This window comes from Streptomyces mashuensis, assembly GCF_014654785.1.
GTDB lineage: Bacteria > Actinomycetota > Actinomycetes > Streptomycetales > Streptomycetaceae > Streptomyces > Streptomyces mashuensis.
Map to the genome: position 1 here is coordinate 351,839 of NZ_BNBD01000004.1, position 20,533 is coordinate 372,371.

The window sequence follows — 20,533 nt, forward strand, 5'->3', positions numbered from 1 at the left end:
GCCGGCGTAAGTGAGGATTGACCATGCCTGTCGTGACGGACCCCGAGTCGGTCCCCCTGACGCCCGTCTACACCGTCGTGATCAGCGCGACGGGTGAGGCGACGGTCGAGGGCGAACCGGTGGACCTTCTGCCGGGCCAGGACGCGAGAACGTCGGCCCTGGCCGACATCCGCGTCCGCGCGGCCCGCCGGGGTCACCCCATACGCATCAACGCGAAGGAACCGGACGGCTCGGTCTGGCCCCTGATAGTCGACCACGACGGCGCGGTCACGCCCTTGGACAGCCCACATCCGGTGCCGCCGGCGGCGGGGCCGAGCGTGGAGGCGGTGCCGGGTGCGGCGGGACCGGGCGCGGTGGCGGTGGCGGAGGGTGCCTCGGATGCGGGGCGGGCGTCGGCGTCCTCTGCCGTTTCGGAGCCCGCGCCCGGGCCGGGCGCGGTCGCGGCCCCCGCGCCGGGGCCCGCCCCGAATGCGGTGCCGGCATCGGCGGCCTCCGCGGGGCCGGGTGCGACGGCGCCCGTCGCGGCCGAGCCGGGGCTGGCCGCGCCCGTGGCGGGGGCTGGCCATGCGTCGACCCAGGTCGCCGGGCCGGCGCGAGTGCCGAGTGCGGCGGGGCCCACGGTGGCGGTGCCGGAGGGCGCCCCGGATGCGGGGCCGGCGCTGGCGTCCACCGCCGTTACGGCACCCGCGCCGGGGCTGGGCGCGGCGGCGCCTGTCGCGGTGGAGCCGAGTGCTGCGGTGCCCGTTGGGGTGCCGGAGGGTGCCCCCGAGCCGGGGCCGACGGCTGCGCCCGCGCCGGAGACTGCCCTCGCCCCGGCCCCGGCCCCGGCGCCGCAGCCGACCGACGTGCCGGCCGTGGCGCCCGCGCCCGACGCCGCCCCGGCCCAGCAGCATGCCTCCGCCCCGGCGTCTGAGTCCGGCGCAGCGCCGGCAGCCGTGGCGGAGCCCGAACCGGCCCCGACCGCCGCACCCGTAGCGGCGCCGGCACCGGCGCCCTCCCCCTTCACACCTGCCCCCGCCGTGCCCCCGCTGGAGCCGGGGCATGCCGCGCTTCTCTCGCGCATCGTCACCGCCGAGCTGCGCGGCGACTTGCGGGCCGCCGCGCAGGATGCGGAGGAGCTGGAGGACGCGCTGACCGCCGAGTACGGGCCGTTGCACCCGCATTCCGCGGGGGCGCTCGCTACGCGGGCGTGGCTGTCGTTGCTGCTGCGGGACGACTGGGCCAAGGCCACGCGGCTCCACATCCGTACCGCCGAGCGCTGGCAGGCGATCGGTGCGCCCGAGGGCGACGTCCGGCGCGCAGCACGCAACGCACACGCCGCCTGGTCCCGGCTGCGGGCCGCCGATCCCACTGCCGCGGACGAGCTGCGCCCGTCGCTTGCCCGTATTGCCGCACTCACGGCGTAGCCGTACGGGCGCTTGCGCCCGTCGCCCGCGGCGTAGCCGTGCCGCGGCGACCGGCGATGCGCGCGGCGCGCCTGCCCAGCGCCTCCGTCAGGGCTGTCCAGCGCGTGCCCGCCCGCGGGCTGCCGACCCCACTGCCGCGGACGAGCTGCGTCCGTCGCTCGCCCGTATTGCCGCACTCACGGCATAGCCGTACGGGCGCTTGCGCCCGTCGCCCCCGGCGTAGCCGTGCCGCGGCGACCCGCGACGCGCGGCGCGCCTGCCCCCCCCCACCTGCGTCAGGGCTGCCCAGCGCGTGCCCGCCCGCAGGCCGCCGCCCCATCGCAGACTCACCGCGCCGGTGCACGCGCCGGGGCCACCAGGCCGCCGCCCCGGACCCGGTCACCGGCGCGCTGCGCCCACCTCCTGCGCCCACCCCACCGCACCCGCTCACCCCCCACCCCTGCGTCATAATCCGCCCCATGACCCTGGACCCGGCGTCCGAAGCACCCGACGAGCCCAACGGCCCCGACGCACCCAACGGCCCCCGCGAGCCCAAAGGGCCGAACGCCCCCATGCCCCCCGCCCTGCGGCGGCTGCTCGCCGACCTCGTCGTGGCCGGGGCCGCGTACCCCCTCGTGCTCGGTGGGGCGTATGCCCTCCGCGCGCACGGGATCGGTGCGGTGGTCGCCGGCGGTGCCGGGCTGGAGCTGGTCACCGATGCGGCCGAGCCCATGGACCGGATCGTCGATGCCCTGCGAGCCGGGCTGGTCGAGCGGGGGTGGGGGGTGCGGGTGACCGGCGGCGGGGAGCCGTTGGAGGCTCGGCTTGTCGTCGCCGATCCTGCCGCCGGTACGGGTGATGACGCGTACACCGTCGGCCTCGCCAAGGAGACGATGCGTCAGCCCGTGCTCACCGTCCACGGGCTGACCCTCGCCGTCGAGGACGCCGTGGGCCTGCGCGTGCGGGCCCTGGCCGACCGTGGGCTCGCCGGGGACCTGATGGACGTGCGGGCCGCGGCCGCGTGCGGCCGCTGGTCCTGGGCCGAGCTGGAGGCGCTCGGGCGGCGGCACGCGCGCGACGCGTTCGACCTTGCCGACCTCCAGGCCCGCCTGGAGGCGGCGGACCTGCTGGACGACCGCGCGTTCGCCGCCCAGGGCCTCGACGAGGCGGCACGGACCGCGCTGCGCGGCTGGGCGCACGCCTGGGCCGCCGACATCGCCGAACGCCTGATCGAGGAGGCGCCGTACGGCGAGGAGGACGAGGTTTGACCCGGTCGGCCGACACATAACGCCAAATCCGGGCATTCGTCCCGTACCGCATGGAAGATGGTCCCGTCGGAGCAGCGCGTGGGTCTTCCGGGAGTGCGGCGCATGACGAACACACAGCAGGCCCCCGCGGCCGGCCGGGGCCCCGCGGGGCCGGCGTCCCGGGGCGAGCGGCTGGCGAACTGGGCCGACGGGCGCGTCGGTCTCTTCTCGCTCGCCAAGGCCAACCTGCGGAAGATCTTCCCCGACCACTGGTCGTTCATGCTGGGCGAGGTCGCGCTCTACTCGTTCCTCATCATCATCCTCACCGGCGTCTTCCTGACGTTCTTCTTCAAACCGGGGATGGACGAGGTCGTCTACCACGGCCGCTACACGCCCCTGAACGGCATCCTCATGTCGCAGGCGTACAAATCCACCCTCGACATCAGCTTCGACGTGCGCGGCGGCCTGCTGATCCGTCAGCTGCACCACTGGGCGGCGCTGGTCTTCATCATGGCGATGCTCGTGCACATGATGCGCGTCTTCTTCACCGGCGCCTTCCGCAAGCCCCGCGAGCTCAACTGGCTGTTCGGCGCCGGCCTGCTGATCCTCGGCATGTTCGACGGCTTCATGGGCTACTCGCTCCCCGACGACCTGCTCTCCGGCACCGGCATCCGCTTCATGGAGGGCGCGATCCTGTCCGTGCCGATCGTCGGCACGTACCTCGTCTTCTTCCTCTTCGGCGGCGAGTACCCGGGCAGCATCTGGATCCCGCGCCTGTTCACCGTCCACGTGCTGCTGATCCCCGGCATCATGGTGGCGCTGCTGGCCCTGCACCTGCTGCTCGTCTTCTACCACAAGCACACCCAGGGCTACGGGCCCGGCCGCAGCAACCGCAACGTCGTCGGCATGCCGCTGATGCCCGTCTACATGGCCAAGGCCGGCGGCTTCTTCTTCCTCGTCGGCGGCATCCTCGCGATCTTCTCGGCCATCGCCCAGATCAACCCCATCTGGGCCTACGGGCCCTACCGCCCCGACCAGGTGACCACCGACGCCCAGCCCGACTGGTACATGGGCTACTCCGAGGGCCTCATCCGCGTCATGCCCGGCTGGGAGATCAACTTCCTGGGCCACACGCTCGTCCTCGGCGTGTTCATCCCGCTCCTGGTCTTCCCCGCCATCCTGCTCGCCCTGTGGCTCTACCCCTTCTTCGAGGCATGGCTCACCGGCGACAAGGGCGAGCACCACATCGCCGAACGGCCACGCAACAACCCCATGCGCACCGCCTTCGGCGCCGCCTGGGTCGCGGAGTACCTGCTCCTGCTGGTCGGCGGCGGCAACGACCTCTTCGCCACCCGCTTCCACCTCTCCATCAACGCGATCACCTGGACGGTGCGGGTCGGCTTCTTCGTCCTGCCGGTGCTGGTCTTCGTCGCCACGAAACGCATCTGCATGGGCCTCCAGCGCCGCGACCGCGACAAGATCCTGCACGGCCGCGAGACGGGCGTCATCACCCGGGCACCGCACGGCGAGTACTTCGAGATCCACGAACCCCTCGTCCAGGCGGACCTCTACAGCCTCACCGCCCACGACCAGCCGCGCCCGGCCGAGCTGCCGCCCGCGACCGACGAACACGGCACCCGCCGCCCCACCACCTGGACCGAGCGCGTACGCACCCGGCTGGCCGCCGCCTGGTTCGGCCCCGGCGGCCAGGTGCCCAAGCCGACGCCGGACGAGTACCGGCACGCCGTCGAGGCCCACCACGGGCCCGGGGCCGGCCACCACGCGCACACGGAACAGCCCGTCGGCGAGGCCCGGCACTGACCCGCCGCGCCCCGTACCCCTACGGGCTCCTGGTGCCCGTCGCCCGCGTGGCCACGCCCACGGCGGCCGCGGAGGTCCGCCGCTTCCTCGACACCTGCGGCATCCGCTCCACCACGGCCCCCTGCCCCCGCCGCCGCCTCTCCCGCTCCCCGTGGCGGCTCCAGATCCTCGTCTTCGCGGAGGAGGCGGGCCGCGCCCGGCGCCTGGTCAACGCGTGGACGCTGCCGGCGGCGGACGAACGGGCGGGCAGATGAGCACAGGTGCAGGTACGGGCCTCCGGGCATACGACGGGCATACGACAGCCCCCGGCGCTCCGTACCTGTCCGCTGGTCTCCAGCCGTCGCTGTCGACCCCGGCCTCGGTACGTGCTCTTCCGGGGGCCTGGCCAGTTGAGCCGACATGGGAGTCGCTCTCGCCGGCTGACGTCTGCACCGACGATGTGCTCTCACCGGTTGTCTGGCGTATTAGGTAGTTTCCTCCTTATTCGGACAGAGTCAAGAGGTATGTCCGAAGGTCCTCCGCCCTGCCTCTGACCTGCGGTTCTGTCAGCCTGCGAGCGGCCGGTCGCCCCACCCCGCCGCCGCGATCAGGTCGTACCAGCCTGGCAGCGTCCCCTCCGGCACGTGGTGGCGCAGCACCTGCCCGGGGAAGCCCAGCGGGCCCGCCTTCGCGGGGTTGGCCAGGGCCTGCCGGACGACGATGTCCGACAGCGCGTACGCGAGGTTCTCGCGGGGGAACGCCGCGTGGACGCGGTCGGCGAAGCCGGTGGGCAGCAGCTCCTTGCCGATGCCCAGGATGTCCGCCGAGATGCCCGCGTGGGCCAGGGCGACCTCCGGGCCCTTGCGGGGGGCGATCCCCTCCGACGTGTGCAGGGCGATTGCGTCCCACACCACGGCCATCGCCTCCGCGCCCACCCCCTGCTCCCGCAGGAAGCGGGCGGCGAGGTCCGCGCCGTCCACCTCGAACCGCCCGCCGCCGTTCCCCGCCTCCGACAGGCCCAGGTCGTGCAGCACGCAGCTGACGAACACCAGCTCGTCGTCGTAGTCCACCCCCGGCCGCAGACCGTCGTGATCACCGAGCGCACGGGCGAAGAGGTAGCTCCGCACGCTGTGCCGGAAGACGACGGCGGGCTCGGTCTCCTCGGCGTAGCGCAGCGCACGGGCGGTCAGCTCCGTCCGCGGCAGGCCGAAGGCGTCGTACGCGGCGGGCAGGAGGGCAGCAGCATCGGACATGAAGGCTCCTGGGGGAGGGGGAGACGGGGGCCACCCCTCGATCGTGCGGCCCCGGCCGCGCCCCGCACAGCGGCCGGAATGCCGACCCGCGCTAACTTCTGGCCATGCCTGCCATGACTGCCAAGACCGACGTGCCGGTGGCCGTGCTCGCGCTCGACGGCGTCGTCCCCTTCGAGCTGTCGCTCCCCGGCCAGGTCTTCGGCACCGCCAACCAGGCCGCCGGCACGCCGTACTACGACCTCCGGGTCTGCGCCCCCGGCCGCAGTGTGACCACGTCCCCCGAGCACGGCGCCTTCCGCATCCGTACGCCGTACGGCCTCGACGGCCTGGACGGGCTCGGCGAGGGCGCCACCGTCGTCGTCCCTGCCACCGCCCACTTCCTCGCCGCACCGGACCCCGCCGTGGTCGAGGCACTGCGGCGGGCGGCGGCGCGCGGGGCCCGGCTGGCCTCGGTGTGCGTCGGCGCGTTCACGCTGGCCGCCACGGGCCTGCTCGACGGCCGCCGCGCCACCACGCACTGGCAGTACGCCGGCGAACTGGCCCGCCGGCACCCGCGCGTCGACGTCGACCCCGCCGTCCTCTTCGTCGACCACGGCGACCTGATCACCTCGGCCGGCGTGGCCGCGGGGCTCGACCTCTGCCTCCACCTGGTGCGCCGCGACCTCGGCGCGGACCTCGCGGCGGCCACCGCGCGCCGCATCGTCATGCCGTTGCAACGCGACGGCGGTCAGGCCCAGTACATCGAACGCCCGCAGCCGCCCGCCGACCCCGGCGCGCTCCAGCCCGTCCTGCGGTGGATGGAGAGCCACCTCCACGAACCGCTCACCCTCACCGCCATCGCCACGCACGCCCGCACCAGCGTCCGCACCCTCAACCGCCACTTCCGCGCCCAGACCGGCACGACGCCCCTCCAGTGGCTCCTGCACGCCCGCATCGACCGCGCCCGGCAACTGCTGGAAACGACCGACCTGCCCGTCACCCTCGTCGCGGACCGCACCGGCTTCGGCTCCCCGACCACCCTGCGCCACCACTTCACCCGCCACACGGGCACGTCCCCGCACGCGTACCGGAAGGCGTTCCGCAGCGGAACCGGAACCTGACGCGGCGACGTGGGCCGAGCCCGCCGTCACCTCCGGCAGGCGGTCCCGTCGGCCGGGCCGGTGTCGTCGGTGTCCTCGCCCGCGCGGAGTTCGACGCAGCAGTGGCCGGGCTGCGGTGCCAGTACCGCCGTGGTCCTGTCGCTGCCCAGGCCGTGCAGGTAGCCGGCGAGGAACGCCTGGTTGAGGCCGCAGACGAGGTCGGGGGCCTTGGCGGCGAGCGGGTGGAAGGGGCAGTTGCGCAGCCGCAGCACGGTGGGGGCGGCGCGTTCCGGTTCGAAGCCGAGGCCGTCGAGGGTCTCCGCGGCCAGGCTGAGGCCCCGCTCGGCGCCGAGCCGGCCCGGCCGCACCCGCTCGCGTTCGCCGGCGCCGAGGGTCTCCCCGCGTCCGTACGCCACGCGCAGGGCGGCATCGCGGGCCGGCTCGCCGTCCGCCTCGGTCATCACGGCTTCGGTGAGGACGTCGGCGAGCATCTCGTAGCGGCGCTCGGGGATGCTGACGGCGATCGCCTCGGCGACCGGCTCGTAGACCTTGGGGCGGCGGCCGACCTTGCGGATGCCCTCCGGATGGCCGTAGTGGGCCCGCAGCAGGCCGGCCGCGACGAGTTTGTCGAGGTGGAAGGCGGCGAGCTTGCGGGAGATCCCCACGGTGTCGGCGACCTCCTCGCGGGTGACCGGGCGCCGCTGCCGCCGTATGAAGTCGAACATGCTGCGGCGCAGGTCGTCGGCGAGGGCGGCCAGGGTCGTCAGCGAGGTGTCGTCCAGTCCCACCGGGCCACGGTATCGCGCAAGAGTTTGGGCAGAAACCCCTGCGGGGCGCTTAGGAGCGCGGTTCACCCGGGTTGCTTGACCGTGGCGCCGGATTTCGCCAAAACTGATTGGTGAAAAAGGTAGGTCCAGCGACGCACCGACCACCGCTCGGAGGCCGCCATGCCCACTCCGGCACAACGCCAGGCGAAACAGCCGGTCAGCTCCCTCCTGGCAGGCCCCTACGGGCACCCGTGGCACCCGATCCTCGTCACTGTGCCGATCGGGGCATGGGTGGCGAGCCTCGTCTTCGACGTCGCGTCCCACCTCACGGACGATCCCGGTTTCCTGACCCGCGGCTCCCTGTGGCTGATCGCCCTGGGCGTGATCGGCGCCCTGGCGGCCGCCGCCGTCGGCTTCCTCGACCTGTGCGTCGTCCCGCCCGGCACGCGCGCGTTCCGGGTGGGCCTCCTGCACATGGCCCTCAACCTCGCGGTGACGGGCGCGTACGCGGCCAACTTCCTCTGGCGCCGCGCCGCCCAGCCGCCGGACCGGGCGGTGGGCGCGGCGATGCTGGCACTGTCCGTCGCCTCGATCGCGGCGCTGGCGGTCTCCGGCTACCTGGGCGGCATGCTCGCCTACCGCTACGGGGTGCGGGTCGCGGACGAGGACACCCAGGCCGACGGCTACCGGAGGGAAGAGAAGGCGCCGGAACCGTCCTGACGGAGCACACGCGTACCTACTCGCCACTCGAACGTTCCCGGGAGAATCTCATGGGCATCGCCGCACTGATCGCATGGGTCGTCACCGCACTCGGCGGCTTCTACCTGCTGGGCACCTGGATCGCCAAGGGCGGGAAGGGCGGGAAGGGCGGCACGGGCGGAAGGGCCGTCAGCCGGCTCCCCGTGCCGGTGCTCTTCGGGCACTTCCTGCTCGCCGCGGCCGGCCTGGTCGTCTGGATCGTCTACCTGCTCACCGACCGGGACGTGCTGGCCTGGGTCGCGTTCGGCCTGCTCGTCCCCGTGGCCCTGCTGGGCTTCACCATGCTGGCCCGCTGGCTCCCGGTCCGCCGTACGGCGACGGGGCCGGCCGTCCCCCCGGAGCGTCACTTCCCGGTGCCCGTGGTCGTACTCCACGGTCTCCTCGCCGTGGCCACGGTCGTCCTGGTCCTGCTGACGGCGCTGGGCGTGGCGGGCGACTGAGCGTCACAAAGAAAAATGAGGGGCGCGAGCCCCTCTCCATGATCAAGATATAGCGCACGGGGGGCCTTGCGGCAAGGCCCCCGTCATGCCGCAGAATCGCCGACCTGACCTGGAAAACACCAGGTCAGCAGAGCGCGAGAGCGCGCGGTCGGGCGAACACGGGGGTTGCGGTATGCGGGTGTTGCTGGTGGCGTACGGGTCGCGGGGCGACGTCGAACCGATGGTGGCGCTCGCCCTGAGCCTGCGGGAACTGGGCACGGACGTGCAGATGTGCGCCCCGCCGGACTTCGCGGAGCTGCTGGACGGCTTCGGGCTTCCGCTGGTGCCGCTGGGCCGGTCGGTGCGCGCCATGGCGACCAAGGCGGTGACCGGGCCGGAGAAGCCGGCGGCGGAGGGGCTGTCCGAGCGTGCGGCCCGGCTCGTCGCCGCGACGTACGAGGAGGTCGCCGCGGTGGCCGAGGGCTGCGGCGCCGTGCTGGCGACCGGCCTGCTCCCGGCCGCGGCCGCGGCACGCGCGGTGGCCGAGAAGCGGGGCGTCCCCTACGGGTTCGTGGCGTTCTTCCCCACGTACCTGCCGTCGCCGCACCACCCGCCGCTCGCCTGGCCGGGCCGCCCGGCCCCCACGGGCGTGGCGGACAACCGCGCGCTGTGGGACCTCAACGCCGAGGACATGAACCTGCTGTTCGGCGGCGCGATCAACACGCACCGGGCCTCGGTCGGCCTGCCCCCGGTGGACGACGTCCGCGGCCACGTCTTCACCGACCGCCCGTGGCTGGCGGCCGACCCCACGCTGGCCCCGTGGCTGCGGCCGGCGGACCTCGACGTGGTGCAGACCGGCGCGTGGATCCGGCAGGACGAACGCCCGCTGCCGGCCGACCTGGTGGCGTTCCTGGAGGCCGGCGAGCCGCCGGTGTACGTGGGCTTCGGCAGCATGCCGATGCGCGACGCGCAGGACGCCGCCCAGGAGACCGTCGCGGCGGTCCGCGCGCAGGGCCGCCGCGTCCTGGTCTCCCGCGGCTGGGCCGGCCTGGCCGCGGCCGACGACGGCGACGACTGCTTCGTCGTCGGCGAGGTCAACCAGCAGGCCCTGTTCGGCCGGGTGGCGGCCGTCGTGCACCACGGCGGCGCGGGTACGACGACGACGGCCGCGCGCGCCGGCGCACCCCAGGTGATCGTGCCGCAGATGGCGGACCAGCCGTACTGGGCCGCCCGCGTGGCCGAACTGGGCATCGGCGCCGCCCACGACGGCCCGGTCCCGGCCCGCGCGTCCCTCTCGGCCGCGCTCGCGACCGCCCTGGAGCCGGGGACCCGCGCACGGGCACAAGCCGTGGCCGCCACGATCCGCACCGACGGGGCGACGGTGGCCGCCCGGCGACTGCGCGAAACGATGAACGACACGATGAACCACCACGCGTAGACGACCACCTGGAAGGACCCCGCATGCCCGTACCCGCCGACCCGACCGTCCTCCACCCCATGCCCGGCCAGCCGCGCGTGGTGCAGCTGAAGCCGCTGGTGAAGTCCCCGCTGATCGAGGTGGGGGAGTACTCGTACTACGACGACCCGGACGACCCGACCGCGTTCGAGACGCGCAACGTGCTCTACCACTACGGGCCGGAGAAGCTGGTCATCGGCAAGTTCTGTGCGCTGGGCACGGGCGTGCGGTTCATCATGAACGGCGCCAACCACCGCATGGACGGCCCCTCGACCTTCCCCTTCCCCACCATGGGCGGCTCGTGGGCCGACCACTTCGACCTGCTCACCGGCCTGCCGAACCGGGGCGACACGGTCGTCGGCAACGACGTCTGGTTCGGCCACGGCACGACCGTCATGCCCGGCGTACGGATCGGGCACGGCGCGATCATCGCGTCCGGGGCCGTGGTCACCGCGGACGTGCCCGACTACGGCATCGTCGGCGGCAACCCGGCCCGTCTCATCCGCACCCGCTACAGCGAGGAGGACGTGGCCCGGCTGCTGGCGGTGGCCTGGTGGGACTGGCCCGCCGAGCACATCACGGAGCACGTCCGCACCATCATGTCCGGCAGCATCACCGACCTGGAGGCCGCCGCCCCGGCCGGCGGCCCCCGCGCCTAGGCGGGCCCACCGCCCTTCCAGAGCTGCCGGGGGTCGTCGCTGTTGCAGGTGGCCACCTGCACCTGGTTGGCGCCGTTGAAGCCGATCTGCGGCGGGGCGATCGTCAGGCAGTGGCCGGTCTCGTTGTTCTGCAGGGTCTGGCCCGCCGAGGCCGAGGTGTCGATGTGCCAGTGCTCGTTGGCGCCCCAGCCGCACGGATTCAGGCCGGCTGCGTAGTTGTTGTTGTTCGGCGCCGTCAGACACTTGCCGCTGGCGCGGTTGACCAGGGTGAAGGCGCCGCCCCCGGTGGAGCGAAGGGTCCAGGAGTAGCTGGAGCCGGCACCGCAGGGCCCGAAGGCGGGAGAGAAGTCGTCACCGGACAGGCACTGCTGCTGGGCGACGTTCTCCAGGTGCGACCGGGCTCCCGGGGAGAGCGTCCCCGTCCCGGCAGCCCGGGGGCCCGGCGCGCCGCCTTGCGCGGTGGGCGCGGGATCGGGGCTCCGGCCCGGCGCCGGCCCGCCGCCGCTGTCGTCGTGCGGGTCGGGACCGGCCGGGGCACGCGTGGCCATGGGCACCGGAGGAGGCGGGGACACCGCAGAGGCCGACGGCGACGCGGACGAGGACCCGGCGGGGGAGGGCGAGGAGAGCACGGACGGCGACGGCTTCCCCCGCCCCTGCGAGCCGTGCTCCGGAGCCGCGGATTCGTGCGGCACGAGCGTGCCGGCGAGGAACGCGCCGCCTGTCGTGACGACAGGGACCACGACGAACAGGATGCGCGAGCGGTGCTCCCGCACCTTGATGAGGACCCTCTCGGCCCACCCGATCGATATGCCCTTGTTGACCTTGGAACTGACGGTGAGGTCGCCGCTCCGCGTGCGCGTCTGCGGGCCGTCTGCCGGCTCGGTGTCCTGGCCGCCCTGGGAAACGCCGGACACGCTCAGCTCTGTTTCGTACCGGAAAGAGAAGGGGTCCCCGCCCCTACGACCAGGGAGCCCCTGACGATGCCGACGGCCACACCGTTCTCCGCATTGACGTTGAAGGTGGCATGGTCGGCGATGCTTCCCGACCCGCATCCCGTCGCCGGACGGCCGGAGGGCTCCGGCTCTGCGGCGCCTTCTCCCAACCTGGTGCTCACCAGCTCGTGCAGGTCGTCCATCGCCGCATCCACCGCGCGGTCGACCTCCGCATCCGCCCGCCCGGCCACCCGCCTGACCTTCTGCACCGCCCAGGCCCCCAAGAACCCGGCCGCCACCTCGAAGCCCGACATCCCACTCCCCCGTACCGTCCTGCTTTCAGGCTGCTTTCAAGCAGCCGACGGTATCCACCCCCGCCGGGCCCGGACGGCGCATCCGGCGGAGATGCCCCTTACGGGGGAGGGGGCACGACTGCGTTCAGTTTGTTGCGGCGCTCTCGTCCACCACGGCCGGGTTCACCGTCTCGGCGGGAGCCGAGCCGGCGGAGCGGACTTCGACGCGGCCTTGGCCGAGGTGGGCGAGGAAGGCGGCGCCCATCTGGGAGCGGCCGGCGTTGTGGACGCACACGAACAGGACCGAGGGCGTGGAGGACTCGGACACGGGCGGAACCTTCCGGGGCGGTGGCCGCTCGCCGCCGAGTGGTCGCGCGCAGGTGTTACCAGGCCGGCCGCGCGACCAAGCGCCGTCGAGCCGGTCCACATGAGGGCGAAGTTCACGCAGAAAACCCCAGGTCGATGACCTGGGGTTTTCGTACAGAGCGGGCGACGAGAATCGAACTCGCGCTCTGAGCTTGGGAATCACGAGCGCTCGCACCGCTCTTATGCATGTGACCTGCGACGATGGTGGGTTTGCGCGGATTCTGGGGTCTCTGGTCCGCACAGTTCAGACCGCAGTTCACCGCTCTGAAGGGCACGGATGGGGCACGGAACAGGGCGGGGCCGGCCGTCGTGGCGAGACGGTCGAGCGCCTCGCGAAGTGGTGGCACTCGCGCGTGGGCCGTCTCGTCGATGCTCGCTGCCGCTGTCCGGCGGCCGCAGGACAGTGGCGCCTGCGTCAGTGGCGTTCCTCCTCTTCCCGCTCCTCCGCCTCCTCCTCTTCCATGAAGTAGATGCCGTCATGGGTGAGCGAGGCGGTGGCGGGTGTGTTGTGCGAGGTCCAGTCGACAGTGATCAGGCCCGCGTCCGCCAGGTAGGCGCAGGCGGCCGAAAGATCCTCGTCGGGCATGGGCAGCCGGTCCCGGAGCGCTGCTCCGCTGACCTCCGGATGATTGAGTTCGACGGCTGCGTACAGAGCTTCAAGGACCGCCCTGCGATAGGCCCTGCGTTCACCCAGTGTCGTCATGACGTCGCTCTCCGGGCCGCGGTCGACACGCTTCGCCCGCCTCGGCACGCTCGTCGGCCGACGACCGGCTGGCCGCCAGCCAGGACCGCGCGGGCTCCGCCGGGTGTGCGGTGTCGACGATGAGGTGAAGCCGGGTTCCTCCGTCCTGGCCCGCGGGGTAACTGCGCTGCTCGGTCGAGGAGAAGCAGTGACGGAGCGCCTCCGCGACACGACGGCAGACCTCCGGCGTCGCGCCGACGATACGGACCTCGGCGTGGTCCGCGGAGGACGGCTGCTCGTTGTTCATGGCGTACCTCCCGCGGCGCAGTGCCGGGCCTTCGGCATACCCCCTCTGCATCCTATGCCTGGGCACGTGTGCTCTGCGAGGCCGACTCGCTCTCTCCACAGGAGGCTCCGGTCAGGAGGCCCCACGCGCGTGGCCCGCGGCGTAGCGTGGAGAGCGGCGGACGCGGTATCCGCCGCTCCGTTGACCCGCAGACGGGCGGAACGATCATGGCTGACTCCGATACACCCCCTGCCTCCGGGCTGCCGCCGGGCACGTTCGACGAGGCCGTGAAGCCGGGGACCGCGCTCCTCCGGTTGGAGACGACGGGATCCCGCGAGGGCATCCTCGACGGGGCGTGGTGGCCGCGGTCGCGTGACATCGTGGCCGAGCTGCCCGCTCTGGTGAGCGCTCTCACCGAGCACCTCGGCCCGATCACCCGCGTCGGGCTGGATGCCACGGCCTGGGACGAGCTTCCGACCCGGCTGGTCGTCGACGACCGAGTGGTGCACATCGACTCCTTCCCGATCGGTGACGACACTGTGCTGATCACCCGGGGCGAACAGGACCACTTTTCGCTGCTGGTGGTGCCACCGCACGCGACCCCGCAGGCGGCCCGCGCCGCGATGTCCCAGGCTGTCCGGGCCGGCAACGTCACGCAGGCGGCACGGATTCTCATCAACACCGGAACCGGCCGGAAATCCTCGACCTGACGTCATGCCATGCGCCCCCCGAGTCGCCGACCTGGGGCTGCACAGAACGGCCGGCGAACGGAGGCGGCCGACTCCTGATGCCCGCGGTGACCGCTGCCAACCGTCCTGAAGGGGACGGATGGGCACGCGGCGGAGGAGCCGTGGCGGGGTGCCCCTGTGACGCAGCCCTACCCGCAGCACCCTCCGCCCGGACCGTACGGGTTCCCCCAGCCGGGCCCGTACGTGTACTACCCGCCGCAGCCCCAGCCGGACCCGGAGAAGGAGTACCCGCAGCTCACGGCGTCAACGGTGAAGGGCGCCGTGCTCGGGCAGGCGCAGGCGCAGATCAGCGCGAAACTGATCGACAGCGACGGTCAGCCCATCAAGGGACAGCCGATCACCTTCACGGTCTCCGACAGCCGCCAGATCGGTACGCCGGTCACCGACGCGACCGATGTCGCCCACCTCGACAGCGGATCGAACCTCCTCGACCCCCTGCTGTGGGCCCACGCGCTCGGCTCCGGCTACGAGGCGCACTTCCAGGGCAACAAGAAGTTCATGCCCGTGAGCGCCCGCGGCGAGATCGAGCCCGGCATCGGCTGAAGCGTCGGCCCTTTAACGCGAAGAAGGCCCAGGTCAGTGACCTGGGTCTTCCGTAAGAGCGGGCGACGAGAATCGAACTCACGCTCTTGGGAATCACGGGGGCCCGGGGGTCGTCTCTGCTCTGACCTGCATGAACATCCTCTTCGGGGGGCATGACCGTGATGCTGTAGGCCGCGAAGGGGGCTGGGCGAAGGTAGCGCATTCCTCCGGTGCCGCACAGATACGACCGGGACCTGACAGCGGCGGCCAGGTCGGCGAGCCGCTGCGAGCGTTCTGGTCGGGCCGGAAGGCCGCTGCTGCGGACGATGTGGCCTCTCCAGCCCAGGAGGCCCAGCAGGGCCCGCGTGGACGCCTCGGCAACGGCTGCCGTCTGGCCGTCGGCGAAGGCATCGAGAACCACGGTCAGAGCCTGCTCGAAGACGGGCCAGTGGGGGCTGGCCCCATAGTGCTGTCGCAGCACGCGGGCAGTTCGCTCCCGGGACCGGGCTGGCTCGGGCATCATCGCCTCCCTGATCAGCGTCTGCCGGCCGTTGGGCAGATGGGTGGGGATGGTCAGCCATCTGCGGTCGGCCGGGTTGTCCAGGGCTGCGAGGCGGGCCCGGTGCTGGTAGTCACGGCGGGTGAACTGGACGTCGTCGAGGACGATCCAGTAGTCCGCCGCGAACAGCTTGGCCAGCGTGGTCAGCCGGGGGAAGAAGTTGGGCTGGTGGATGGCACACACCCCACCCCGTGCGGTTTCAGGTGGTGAGGAGGCGGCTGTCGAAGCCGTCGCTGATGAGGGATACGTACGCGGCATGCACGTCCTCCGGGACGTCCTGCTCGATGGCGAAGCCGAGCTTCGGGTACTCGATCACGCGTTGCAGGTCACCGACGAGCTGGTCGACGACGAGCTTCTCGTCGCCGATCGTCTTCAGGTAGTCGTCGAACTCCAGCGGCGCCGAGGCGCAGAGCACCTCTACCTCGGGCCAGACCTTGCGGGCGGTGGCGAACGCTCGTCGCTCCATGTAGGGCATGGCGACCAGCAGCACGGTCGTGACGTCGAGGCCGGCGGCGGCCAGGACGTCGCGGGAGAAGGTGATGTTCTGCCCGGTGTTCCTGGCCTGGGGCTCCAGCAGAACTGCTTCGTCCGGGACGCCGAGGGCGAGCGCGTGCTCGCGGAAGTGCACGGCCTCGCCGCGAGGGAAGCGGCCGGGGCGGGTGGGGTTGGGCCCGCCGGAGAAGACGAGGGTGGGGAAGAGGCCGGCTCGGTACAGCTCGGCGCAGAAGGCGGGGACGCCCAGGTCGTGGCTGCCGAGGCCGATCGCGGCGTCCGCCGGCCGGAGCTCGTGGCCCATCTGGTGGTAGTCCCAGATCAGCTCTGCCCGCCGGCGCTGGTCGTCGGTGATGGCCCGCTGGATGTCCGTCGTCACTGGCGTCTCTCCCTGGTCACCCCCGCCGGGGGCTGATCACCCCGGCGGTCTTCCGGATGCTCTCGATGCTGGCCAGCTGGTGGCTCATCCCGTACTGAGCGGCCAGCTTCGCGGCCTGGTCGAGGGCCGTCAGGCCATCATCCCGGGTGGCAGGGTCGGACAGCAGGATGTGTCCGTGAGCGGTGTCCAGACGCACGCGCTGCATCGGCGAGTCGGCCGCTCCGGTTCTGCGGGCGATGCCGATGAAGTGCAGGGCTCTGCTCAGGTCGCCGGCGCCTCGGTGGGCGAGGGCGAGTTTCTGGTGGGCGACGGACCAGTCGTCCGGCTCGCCGAGGTCTTCGAAGTCGCGGGTCGCGACCAGCATGACGCGGGCCGCGTACTCGTGCTCGCCTTCCTTGCTCAGCGCGGTCCCCACCCACAGGCGGGCCCTGGCGCGGTCGCGGCGGGCGAGCCGGTCGTCGACGGCCAGGTGTTCGTAGGTGCGGGCGGCGGTCTCCAGGCGGCCGGACATCTCGGCGACGACCGCCAGGGAGAGGTCGAGCTGGGCGACGCGGCGCGGGATGTCGAGCTGGCTGAAGATCGAGCGAGCTCCGGCATAGGCGTGCTGGGCCGACAGCGGCCCCACCACCGCCCCCTGGTCGCGTTTGAGGTCCCCCATGAGGGCTGTGGAACGGGCGAGGAGATACAGACCCTTGTCGTCCAACTCCGGCGGTCGGAAGCGGTTCAGCCACCGGCCCAGCAGGTTGTCGGCGAAGGCGAAGTTCTGGCGGCTCAAGGCGACCACGACCCGGTCCAGGTCGTCGGTCCACGACTCGTACTCCCAGGCCCTGGGGCCTGCCGAAGTGACGCGGCGGGTCGTCGCGGGCGGCCCGCCGGCCTCGGAGAGGAACGTCTCGAACCGCAAGTGCACGGAGGCGTCCGCGCGGGCGAGCGCGGTGTCCAAGATCGCCTGGGTGTCAGGGCGAGGCTCGGTCGCGGACAGGTACTTGTCCCAGTTGGAGACGGTGCGGACGGCGACGCCGAGGTGCTGGGCGAACGCGCGGACGCTCATCCGCAGGGCGAGCCGCAAGGAACGTGCTTCCAGGCCGGTCCAGTGATGCAGGGTCGCCACGCGTCGCTCCCTTCCGAGAGCTCATGCAAGCACGGAACACGCATGCGGGGGGACGGAAGTGCAACGCAAGTGCAACACCGCGTCATTTCGTCGCCGCGCGAGCAGGAGCACGCTTCAACACGCAGGTCACAGCGCCTTCTTCGGCTGGCGTGGCCTGCCTTCCTGAGCCGTGCCCCTTTGATCTTTTGGACGGTCCCCTTCATGGAACCCCTCACCGAGCATCGCCGTGTCAGCGGCCCGGTCGTCCATGGCTTCCTGCGGCTGGTCAACGTCTCCACGGCCCGCGAGGCGGCCCTGAAGCGGTCGCTGGCCGAGTACTGCCACCAGCACGAGCTCTCGCTGTCCGGCGTGTTCACCGAACGCGTCACCACGGTCAACTCTGCTGCCTTCACCGGACTGATGGACGCGCTGAGTGTGCCCGGCACCTACGGCGTCGTGCTGCCCTCCGTCTCCCACCTGGGCCCCAGGGCCATAGCCGCCACGCGGAGCAAGCGCATCACGGCGACCGGGGCCCGGCTGCTGCTGGTCCGCAAGGAGCTACCGGGCCCGGCCCGCCACCGGCGCCCTGGCCACGGGGGATCCCAGGGCCGCCGGCGCGGCCACGGGTCCACACCGGCACTGGAGGCGGAGTCATGAACCCCTCCATGACCCGGTTCGACCAGCGATTCTTCGCCTCGGCGCCGGCTTCCGTCGGACTGGCCCGCGACTTCGTCGACAAGACCCTCCTGGCCTGGGGCCTGGACGCCCTCGCCGAAGACGTCCGGCTGTGCGTTTCGGAGCTGGCGACCAACGCGGTCGTCCACGCCAACACCTACGGCAGCTTCCTGGTCCGGCTGGCCATCGACGGCCGCTATCTCCACCTGGAAGTCCATGACGACCACCCGCGCCGGCCCGAAGTCCGCGTCCTGACCCACGACGTCACGTCCGGCCGCGGGCTGCGTCTGGTCGCCGCTCTCTCCGTCGGCTGGGGCGTCGATGCCCTTCACCCCTCCGGAAAGATCGTCTGGTCGCGGTTCCACATCGTGCCCGCCCTGCAGGAGACGCCATGCTGACCCGCACCCTGACCCCTGCGCCGTCCTCGGGGCCCGGCCCGGGCCTGCTGTTCGCGCTGAGCGCCTGGACGTGGTCCGGTCCCGGCCCGGACGGGCAGGACATCGCGCACGTCCTGCCGGCCCACCCGCCCGGCCGCACCAGCCACGACACACCCGCCGCGATCGCGACCGCCGCCCGTCTCGACACCTACCTCGATGCCGGCCGCACGGCCGACCGGCTCCTCTTCGGCCTCGCCCACGCCTCCTGACCCAGCCGCCCATGCACGACCCCAGACTCAACCGAGAGGGAACTGCCATGGAACCCTTCGAGCGCGCCCGGCTGGACGCCTACTTCACCAAGATCACCACCCAGTTCGCCCCCACCGAGCAGGCCACTGCCTTCCTGATCACGCACCTGCTGGCCGAGCGGCCCGCCTTCGTACGTGCGGTCGCCGCGATGGCCCGGCTACGGGCGGTGCTGCCCAAGCCGAAGTCCGTCCTCCCCGCCGCCCAGCGCGCGATCGAACAGACCACCCCCTGCGACACCCTCTCCCGCGAGCTGTTCACCGACCCCGACACCGCCCTGGACTACCTCGAAGCCAGGGCCGCCGGCGAGCCGGTGGTGCTGCTGGACGTCGGCGGCTACTACGCCCCCGCCCTCGGCGACCTCCACAGCTGCTTCACCGGTCAGATCCTCGGCGTCATCGAGGACACCGAGAACGGCCACCGCCGCTACATGGCGCTCGACAAGCTGCCCTGTCCCGTCGTCTCGGTCGCCCGCTCGCCGCTGAAGGACCCGGAGGACTTCCTGGTCGGTCAGTCCGTCGTCTTCTTCACCGAGGCCGTCCTGCGCGACCGCGGCGACATCCTCCACGGCCGCCCTGCCCTCGTGATCGGTTTCGGCAAGCTCGGCTCCTCCATCGCCCGCCTCCTGCACGCCAAAGGCGTCCAGGTCACGGTCCACGACATCGACCCCGTCCGCCGCACCCAGGCCCTCTCCCAAGGCTTTGCCGTCGCCCGCGACCGCGAGGCGGCCCTCGCCTCGGCCGGCCTGGTGCTCTGCGCGACCGGAGCCCGCTCCCTCACGGGCGAGGACTTCCCCCACCTGCGCAATGGCGCCTACGTCGCTACGGTCATTTCGCGGGAGGACGAGCTGGAGCTGGACGCGCTGCCGGACGTCTACACCCGCACGATGGTCGGCGAGCACGTCACCCGCTACCAGACCACCGGCCACTACTTCTACCTCGCCAACGGCGGCAACGCCGTCAACTTCCTGCACGGCGCGAGCGTCGGACCTTTCATCTTCCTGGTCCAAGCCGAGATCCTGGCCGCGATCAGGATGCACACCCGCGCCGACCTGGCCCCGGCCTCCACGAGGTCAGCGCGGACGACCGAGCCGCGATCGCGGCGACCTGGCTCTCCTACTTCAACAGGTGATCGACTTGGCCATCACGGCAGACCACATCCGCAGCACCCTCCACGGCTACCTCGACGAGCACCCCGACGAGAAGCCCGCCCTCGCGCCCGTCCTCGGTCTCCTGGACGACGGGGCCGACCTGGCCAGCCGCAAGGAGTTCCGCGGCCACGCCACCGCCGGCGCCATCCTCGCGCGCCCGGACGGCCGCATCCTGCACATCCACCACCTCGCGCTGGACAGGTGGCTGCTGCCCGGTGGCCACCTCGAAGCCCAGGACGACACCCTCCTGGAGGCGGCCCTGCGCGAGCTCACCGAGGAGACCGGCATCCCCGCCGACGCCGTCACCGCTGTGGCGGACCGGCCCGTCCACATCGACGTTCACCCGATCCCGGCGAACGACACCAAGGGTGAGCCCGACCACCAGCACATCGACTTCCGGTTCCTCTTCCGCACCACCGCCGACGTCCACCAGCTGCAGACCGAGGAGGTCACCGACGCCGCCTGGCGCGACGCGGAGACCATCACCGACGAGCGCCTGCGCCGACGGGTGGCCGCCGCCCTCCGCTGATGCGGTGGGGGCTATGCGCCCCCGGCCTCACTGGACAACAAGAAACCCCCAGGTCGCCTGTGACCTGGGGGTTTCGTACAGAGCGGGCGACGAGAATCGAACTCGCGCTCTGAGCTTGGGAAGCTCATGTTCTACCATTAAACTACGCCCGCGCGAGGCGCCCTTTTGAGCGTCTCAGCGTCGCACACTCTACCCCATCGAAGGCCCCCGGTGCACTTGCCGCGGTGGCCTTCTTGTCGTGTGAGGGCGATGTGGGGGGTCGGGGGACGGCGGCGTGCGGGTGGGGAGTTGGGCGTACCGTGGGGGTGGCGGGTGGTCCCTG

The 20,533-nt window shown here is 72.4% G+C and carries 24 protein-coding genes, 1 tRNA gene and 2 pseudogenes; 16 read left to right on the top strand and 11 right to left on the bottom strand.

All coding sequences use genetic code 11. The features are described 5' to 3' along the window. Positions 1–23 precede the first annotated feature (23 nt). From IE305_RS13380 to IE305_RS13395, 4 genes are all read left to right on the top strand, one after another. Positions 24–1,406 (top strand): hypothetical protein, encoded by a 1,383-nt coding sequence (locus tag IE305_RS13380; protein ID WP_190129904.1) that lies wholly within the window; start codon positions 24–26, stop codon positions 1,404–1,406. Between the two features lie 551 nt (positions 1,407–1,957). Then, a complete protein-coding gene (locus IE305_RS13385; RefSeq protein ID WP_190129885.1) occupies positions 1,958–2,653 on the top strand; it encodes a hypothetical protein in 696 nt (231 codons plus the stop codon). Positions 2,654–2,755: 102 nt separating this feature from the next. After that, entirely contained in the window at positions 2,756–4,453 is a 1,698-nt protein-coding gene (gene qcrB, locus IE305_RS13390; protein ID WP_190129749.1) for a cytochrome bc1 complex cytochrome b subunit, read from the top strand. Between the two features lie 32 nt (positions 4,454–4,485). Continuing rightward, the gene (locus IE305_RS13395; RefSeq protein ID WP_190129750.1) at positions 4,486–4,707 is read left to right on the top strand and encodes a hypothetical protein; all 222 of its coding nucleotides are present in this window, start codon (positions 4,486–4,488) and stop codon (positions 4,705–4,707) included. Positions 4,708–4,998: 291 nt separating this feature from the next. Here IE305_RS13395 and IE305_RS13400 read toward each other — a convergent pair whose 3' ends face one another. After that, entirely contained in the window at positions 4,999–5,685 is a 687-nt protein-coding gene (locus tag IE305_RS13400; protein ID WP_190129751.1) for an HD domain-containing protein, read from the bottom strand. Between the two features lie 104 nt (positions 5,686–5,789). Here IE305_RS13400 and IE305_RS13405 point away from each other — a divergent pair, with 104 nt between their 5' ends. Then, a complete protein-coding gene (locus IE305_RS13405) occupies positions 5,790–6,785 on the top strand; it encodes a GlxA family transcriptional regulator (protein WP_229890901.1) in 996 nt (331 codons plus the stop codon). Positions 6,786–6,811: 26 nt separating this feature from the next. Here the strand turns inward: IE305_RS13405 and IE305_RS13410 are convergent, their stop codons facing one another. Continuing rightward, positions 6,812–7,552 (bottom strand): helix-turn-helix transcriptional regulator, encoded by a 741-nt coding sequence (locus IE305_RS13410; RefSeq protein ID WP_190129752.1) that lies wholly within the window; start codon positions 7,550–7,552, stop codon positions 6,812–6,814. A 159-nt stretch (positions 7,553–7,711) separates the two neighbouring features. Between IE305_RS13410 and IE305_RS13415 the strand changes: the two genes are divergently transcribed. From IE305_RS13415 to IE305_RS13430, 4 genes are all read left to right on the top strand, one after another. After that, positions 7,712–8,251 (top strand): DUF2231 domain-containing protein, encoded by a 540-nt coding sequence (locus tag IE305_RS13415; RefSeq protein ID WP_190129753.1) that lies wholly within the window; start codon positions 7,712–7,714, stop codon positions 8,249–8,251. A gap of 50 nt (positions 8,252–8,301) precedes the next feature. Beyond that, positions 8,302–8,730, top strand: coding sequence for a hypothetical protein (locus IE305_RS13420; protein ID WP_190129754.1), 429 nt, complete (start codon positions 8,302–8,304; stop codon positions 8,728–8,730). A 172-nt stretch (positions 8,731–8,902) separates the two neighbouring features. Continuing rightward, complete coding sequence (locus IE305_RS13425; protein ID WP_190129755.1) at positions 8,903–10,147, top strand: glycosyltransferase; 1,245 nt, start codon at positions 8,903–8,905, stop codon at positions 10,145–10,147. Between the two features lie 23 nt (positions 10,148–10,170). After that, the gene (locus tag IE305_RS13430; protein WP_190129756.1) at positions 10,171–10,824 is read left to right on the top strand and encodes a CatB-related O-acetyltransferase; all 654 of its coding nucleotides are present in this window, start codon (positions 10,171–10,173) and stop codon (positions 10,822–10,824) included. Here IE305_RS13430 and IE305_RS13435 read toward each other — a convergent pair. The 5 genes and pseudogenes from IE305_RS13435 to IE305_RS13455 form a co-directional block, all read right to left on the bottom strand. Further along, on the bottom strand, positions 10,821–11,738 hold the full coding sequence (locus IE305_RS13435; protein ID WP_190129757.1) for an RICIN domain-containing protein: 918 nt from the start codon (positions 11,736–11,738) through the stop codon (positions 10,821–10,823). The genes IE305_RS13430 and IE305_RS13435 overlap by 4 nt on opposite strands. Positions 11,739–11,740: 2 nt before the next feature. After that, positions 11,741–12,070 carry a hypothetical protein gene (locus IE305_RS13440; RefSeq protein WP_190129758.1) on the bottom strand — a complete coding sequence of 110 codons (330 nt, stop codon included), beginning with the start codon at positions 12,068–12,070 and terminating at the stop codon, positions 11,741–11,743. Positions 12,071–12,206: 136 nt separating this feature from the next. After that, positions 12,207–12,377: pseudogene (locus IE305_RS13445) on the bottom strand (arsenate reductase/protein-tyrosine-phosphatase family protein); the annotation flags it as partial. A gap of 453 nt (positions 12,378–12,830) precedes the next feature. Continuing rightward, positions 12,831–13,118: a hypothetical protein gene (locus IE305_RS13450; RefSeq protein ID WP_190129759.1), complete on the bottom strand. Its 288-nt coding sequence runs from the start codon at positions 13,116–13,118 to the stop codon at positions 12,831–12,833. Beyond that, the gene (locus IE305_RS13455; RefSeq protein WP_190129760.1) at positions 13,102–13,404 is read right to left on the bottom strand and encodes a hypothetical protein; all 303 of its coding nucleotides are present in this window, start codon (positions 13,402–13,404) and stop codon (positions 13,102–13,104) included. Before IE305_RS13455 ends, IE305_RS13450 begins: the two co-directional genes overlap by 17 nt. Before the next feature lie 206 nt (positions 13,405–13,610). On the opposite strand from IE305_RS13455, the gene IE305_RS13460 reads away from it, so the two are divergent. Next, a complete protein-coding gene (locus tag IE305_RS13460; RefSeq protein ID WP_190129761.1) occupies positions 13,611–14,093 on the top strand; it encodes a DUF5994 family protein in 483 nt (160 codons plus the stop codon). A 156-nt stretch (positions 14,094–14,249) separates the two neighbouring features. After that, positions 14,250–14,675, top strand: coding sequence for an Ig-like domain-containing protein (locus IE305_RS13465; protein WP_190129762.1), 426 nt, complete (start codon positions 14,250–14,252; stop codon positions 14,673–14,675). On the opposite strand, the gene IE305_RS13470 is transcribed toward IE305_RS13465, so the two are convergent. From IE305_RS13470 to IE305_RS13480, 3 genes are read right to left on the bottom strand one after another with little or no spacing between them, the layout of a single operon-like run. Further along, on the bottom strand, positions 14,629–15,396 hold the full coding sequence (locus IE305_RS13470; protein WP_229890903.1) for a WbqC family protein: 768 nt from the start codon (positions 15,394–15,396) through the stop codon (positions 14,629–14,631). The genes IE305_RS13465 and IE305_RS13470 overlap by 47 nt on opposite strands. Before the next feature lie 16 nt (positions 15,397–15,412). After that, complete coding sequence (locus IE305_RS13475; RefSeq protein ID WP_229890905.1) at positions 15,413–16,084, bottom strand: YdcF family protein; 672 nt, start codon at positions 16,082–16,084, stop codon at positions 15,413–15,415. A 16-nt stretch (positions 16,085–16,100) separates the two neighbouring features. After that, on the bottom strand, positions 16,101–17,195 hold the full coding sequence (locus tag IE305_RS13480; protein WP_190129764.1) for a helix-turn-helix domain-containing protein: 1,095 nt from the start codon (positions 17,193–17,195) through the stop codon (positions 16,101–16,103). A 201-nt stretch (positions 17,196–17,396) separates the two neighbouring features. Between IE305_RS13480 and IE305_RS13485 the strand changes: the two genes are divergently transcribed. The 5 genes and pseudogenes from IE305_RS13485 (at position 17,397) to IE305_RS13505 (ending at position 20,211) form a co-directional block, all read left to right on the top strand. Further along, positions 17,397–17,831, top strand: a complete 435-nt coding sequence (locus IE305_RS13485; protein ID WP_190129765.1) for a hypothetical protein — start codon at positions 17,397–17,399, stop codon at positions 17,829–17,831. Next, on the top strand, positions 17,828–18,247 hold the full coding sequence (locus IE305_RS13490) for an ATP-binding protein (RefSeq protein ID WP_229890907.1): 420 nt from the start codon (positions 17,828–17,830) through the stop codon (positions 18,245–18,247). Before IE305_RS13485 ends, IE305_RS13490 begins: the two co-directional genes overlap by 4 nt. After that, on the top strand, positions 18,241–18,495 hold the full coding sequence (locus IE305_RS13495; RefSeq protein WP_190129766.1) for a hypothetical protein: 255 nt from the start codon (positions 18,241–18,243) through the stop codon (positions 18,493–18,495). Before IE305_RS13490 ends, IE305_RS13495 begins: the two co-directional genes overlap by 7 nt. Positions 18,496–18,542: 47 nt before the next feature. After that, positions 18,543–19,663 (top strand): annotated as a pseudogene (locus IE305_RS13500) (NAD(P)-binding domain-containing protein). 5 nt (positions 19,664–19,668) lie between these two features. Continuing rightward, the gene (locus IE305_RS13505) at positions 19,669–20,211 is read left to right on the top strand and encodes an NUDIX hydrolase (protein WP_190129767.1); all 543 of its coding nucleotides are present in this window, start codon (positions 19,669–19,671) and stop codon (positions 20,209–20,211) included. An 81-nt stretch (positions 20,212–20,292) separates the two neighbouring features. On the opposite strand, the gene IE305_RS13510 is transcribed toward IE305_RS13505, so the two are convergent. Continuing rightward, positions 20,293–20,363 (bottom strand) — tRNA-Gly (locus IE305_RS13510). Between the last annotated feature and the right edge of the window lie 170 nt (positions 20,364–20,533).

Coding starts and splice junctions, on each gene's coding strand:
- IE305_RS13425 (WP_190129755.1), top strand. CDS start 8,903: ATGCGGGTGTTGCTGGTGGCGTACGGGTCGCGGGGCGACGTCGAACCG.
- IE305_RS13485 (WP_190129765.1), top strand. CDS start 17,397: ATGGAACCCCTCACCGAGCATCGCCGTGTCAGCGGCCCGGTCGTCCAT.
- IE305_RS13490 (WP_229890907.1), top strand. CDS start 17,828: ATGAACCCCTCCATGACCCGGTTCGACCAGCGATTCTTCGCCTCGGCG.
- IE305_RS13450 (WP_190129759.1), bottom strand. CDS start 13,118: ATGACGACACTGGGTGAACGCAGGGCCTATCGCAGGGCGGTCCTTGAA.
- IE305_RS13380 (WP_190129904.1), top strand. CDS start 24: ATGCCTGTCGTGACGGACCCCGAGTCGGTCCCCCTGACGCCCGTCTAC.
- IE305_RS13495 (WP_190129766.1), top strand. CDS start 18,241: ATGCTGACCCGCACCCTGACCCCTGCGCCGTCCTCGGGGCCCGGCCCG.
- IE305_RS13440 (WP_190129758.1), bottom strand. CDS start 12,070: ATGTCGGGCTTCGAGGTGGCGGCCGGGTTCTTGGGGGCCTGGGCGGTG.
- IE305_RS13415 (WP_190129753.1), top strand. CDS start 7,712: ATGCCCACTCCGGCACAACGCCAGGCGAAACAGCCGGTCAGCTCCCTC.
- IE305_RS13420 (WP_190129754.1), top strand. CDS start 8,302: ATGGGCATCGCCGCACTGATCGCATGGGTCGTCACCGCACTCGGCGGC.
- qcrB (WP_190129749.1), top strand. CDS start 2,756: ATGACGAACACACAGCAGGCCCCCGCGGCCGGCCGGGGCCCCGCGGGG.
- IE305_RS13430 (WP_190129756.1), top strand. CDS start 10,171: ATGCCCGTACCCGCCGACCCGACCGTCCTCCACCCCATGCCCGGCCAG.
- IE305_RS13405 (WP_229890901.1), top strand. CDS start 5,790: ATGCCTGCCATGACTGCCAAGACCGACGTGCCGGTGGCCGTGCTCGCG.
- IE305_RS13385 (WP_190129885.1), top strand. CDS start 1,958: ATGCCCCCCGCCCTGCGGCGGCTGCTCGCCGACCTCGTCGTGGCCGGG.
- IE305_RS13455 (WP_190129760.1), bottom strand. CDS start 13,404: ATGAACAACGAGCAGCCGTCCTCCGCGGACCACGCCGAGGTCCGTATC.
- IE305_RS13400 (WP_190129751.1), bottom strand. CDS start 5,685: ATGTCCGATGCTGCTGCCCTCCTGCCCGCCGCGTACGACGCCTTCGGC.
- IE305_RS13460 (WP_190129761.1), top strand. CDS start 13,611: ATGGCTGACTCCGATACACCCCCTGCCTCCGGGCTGCCGCCGGGCACG.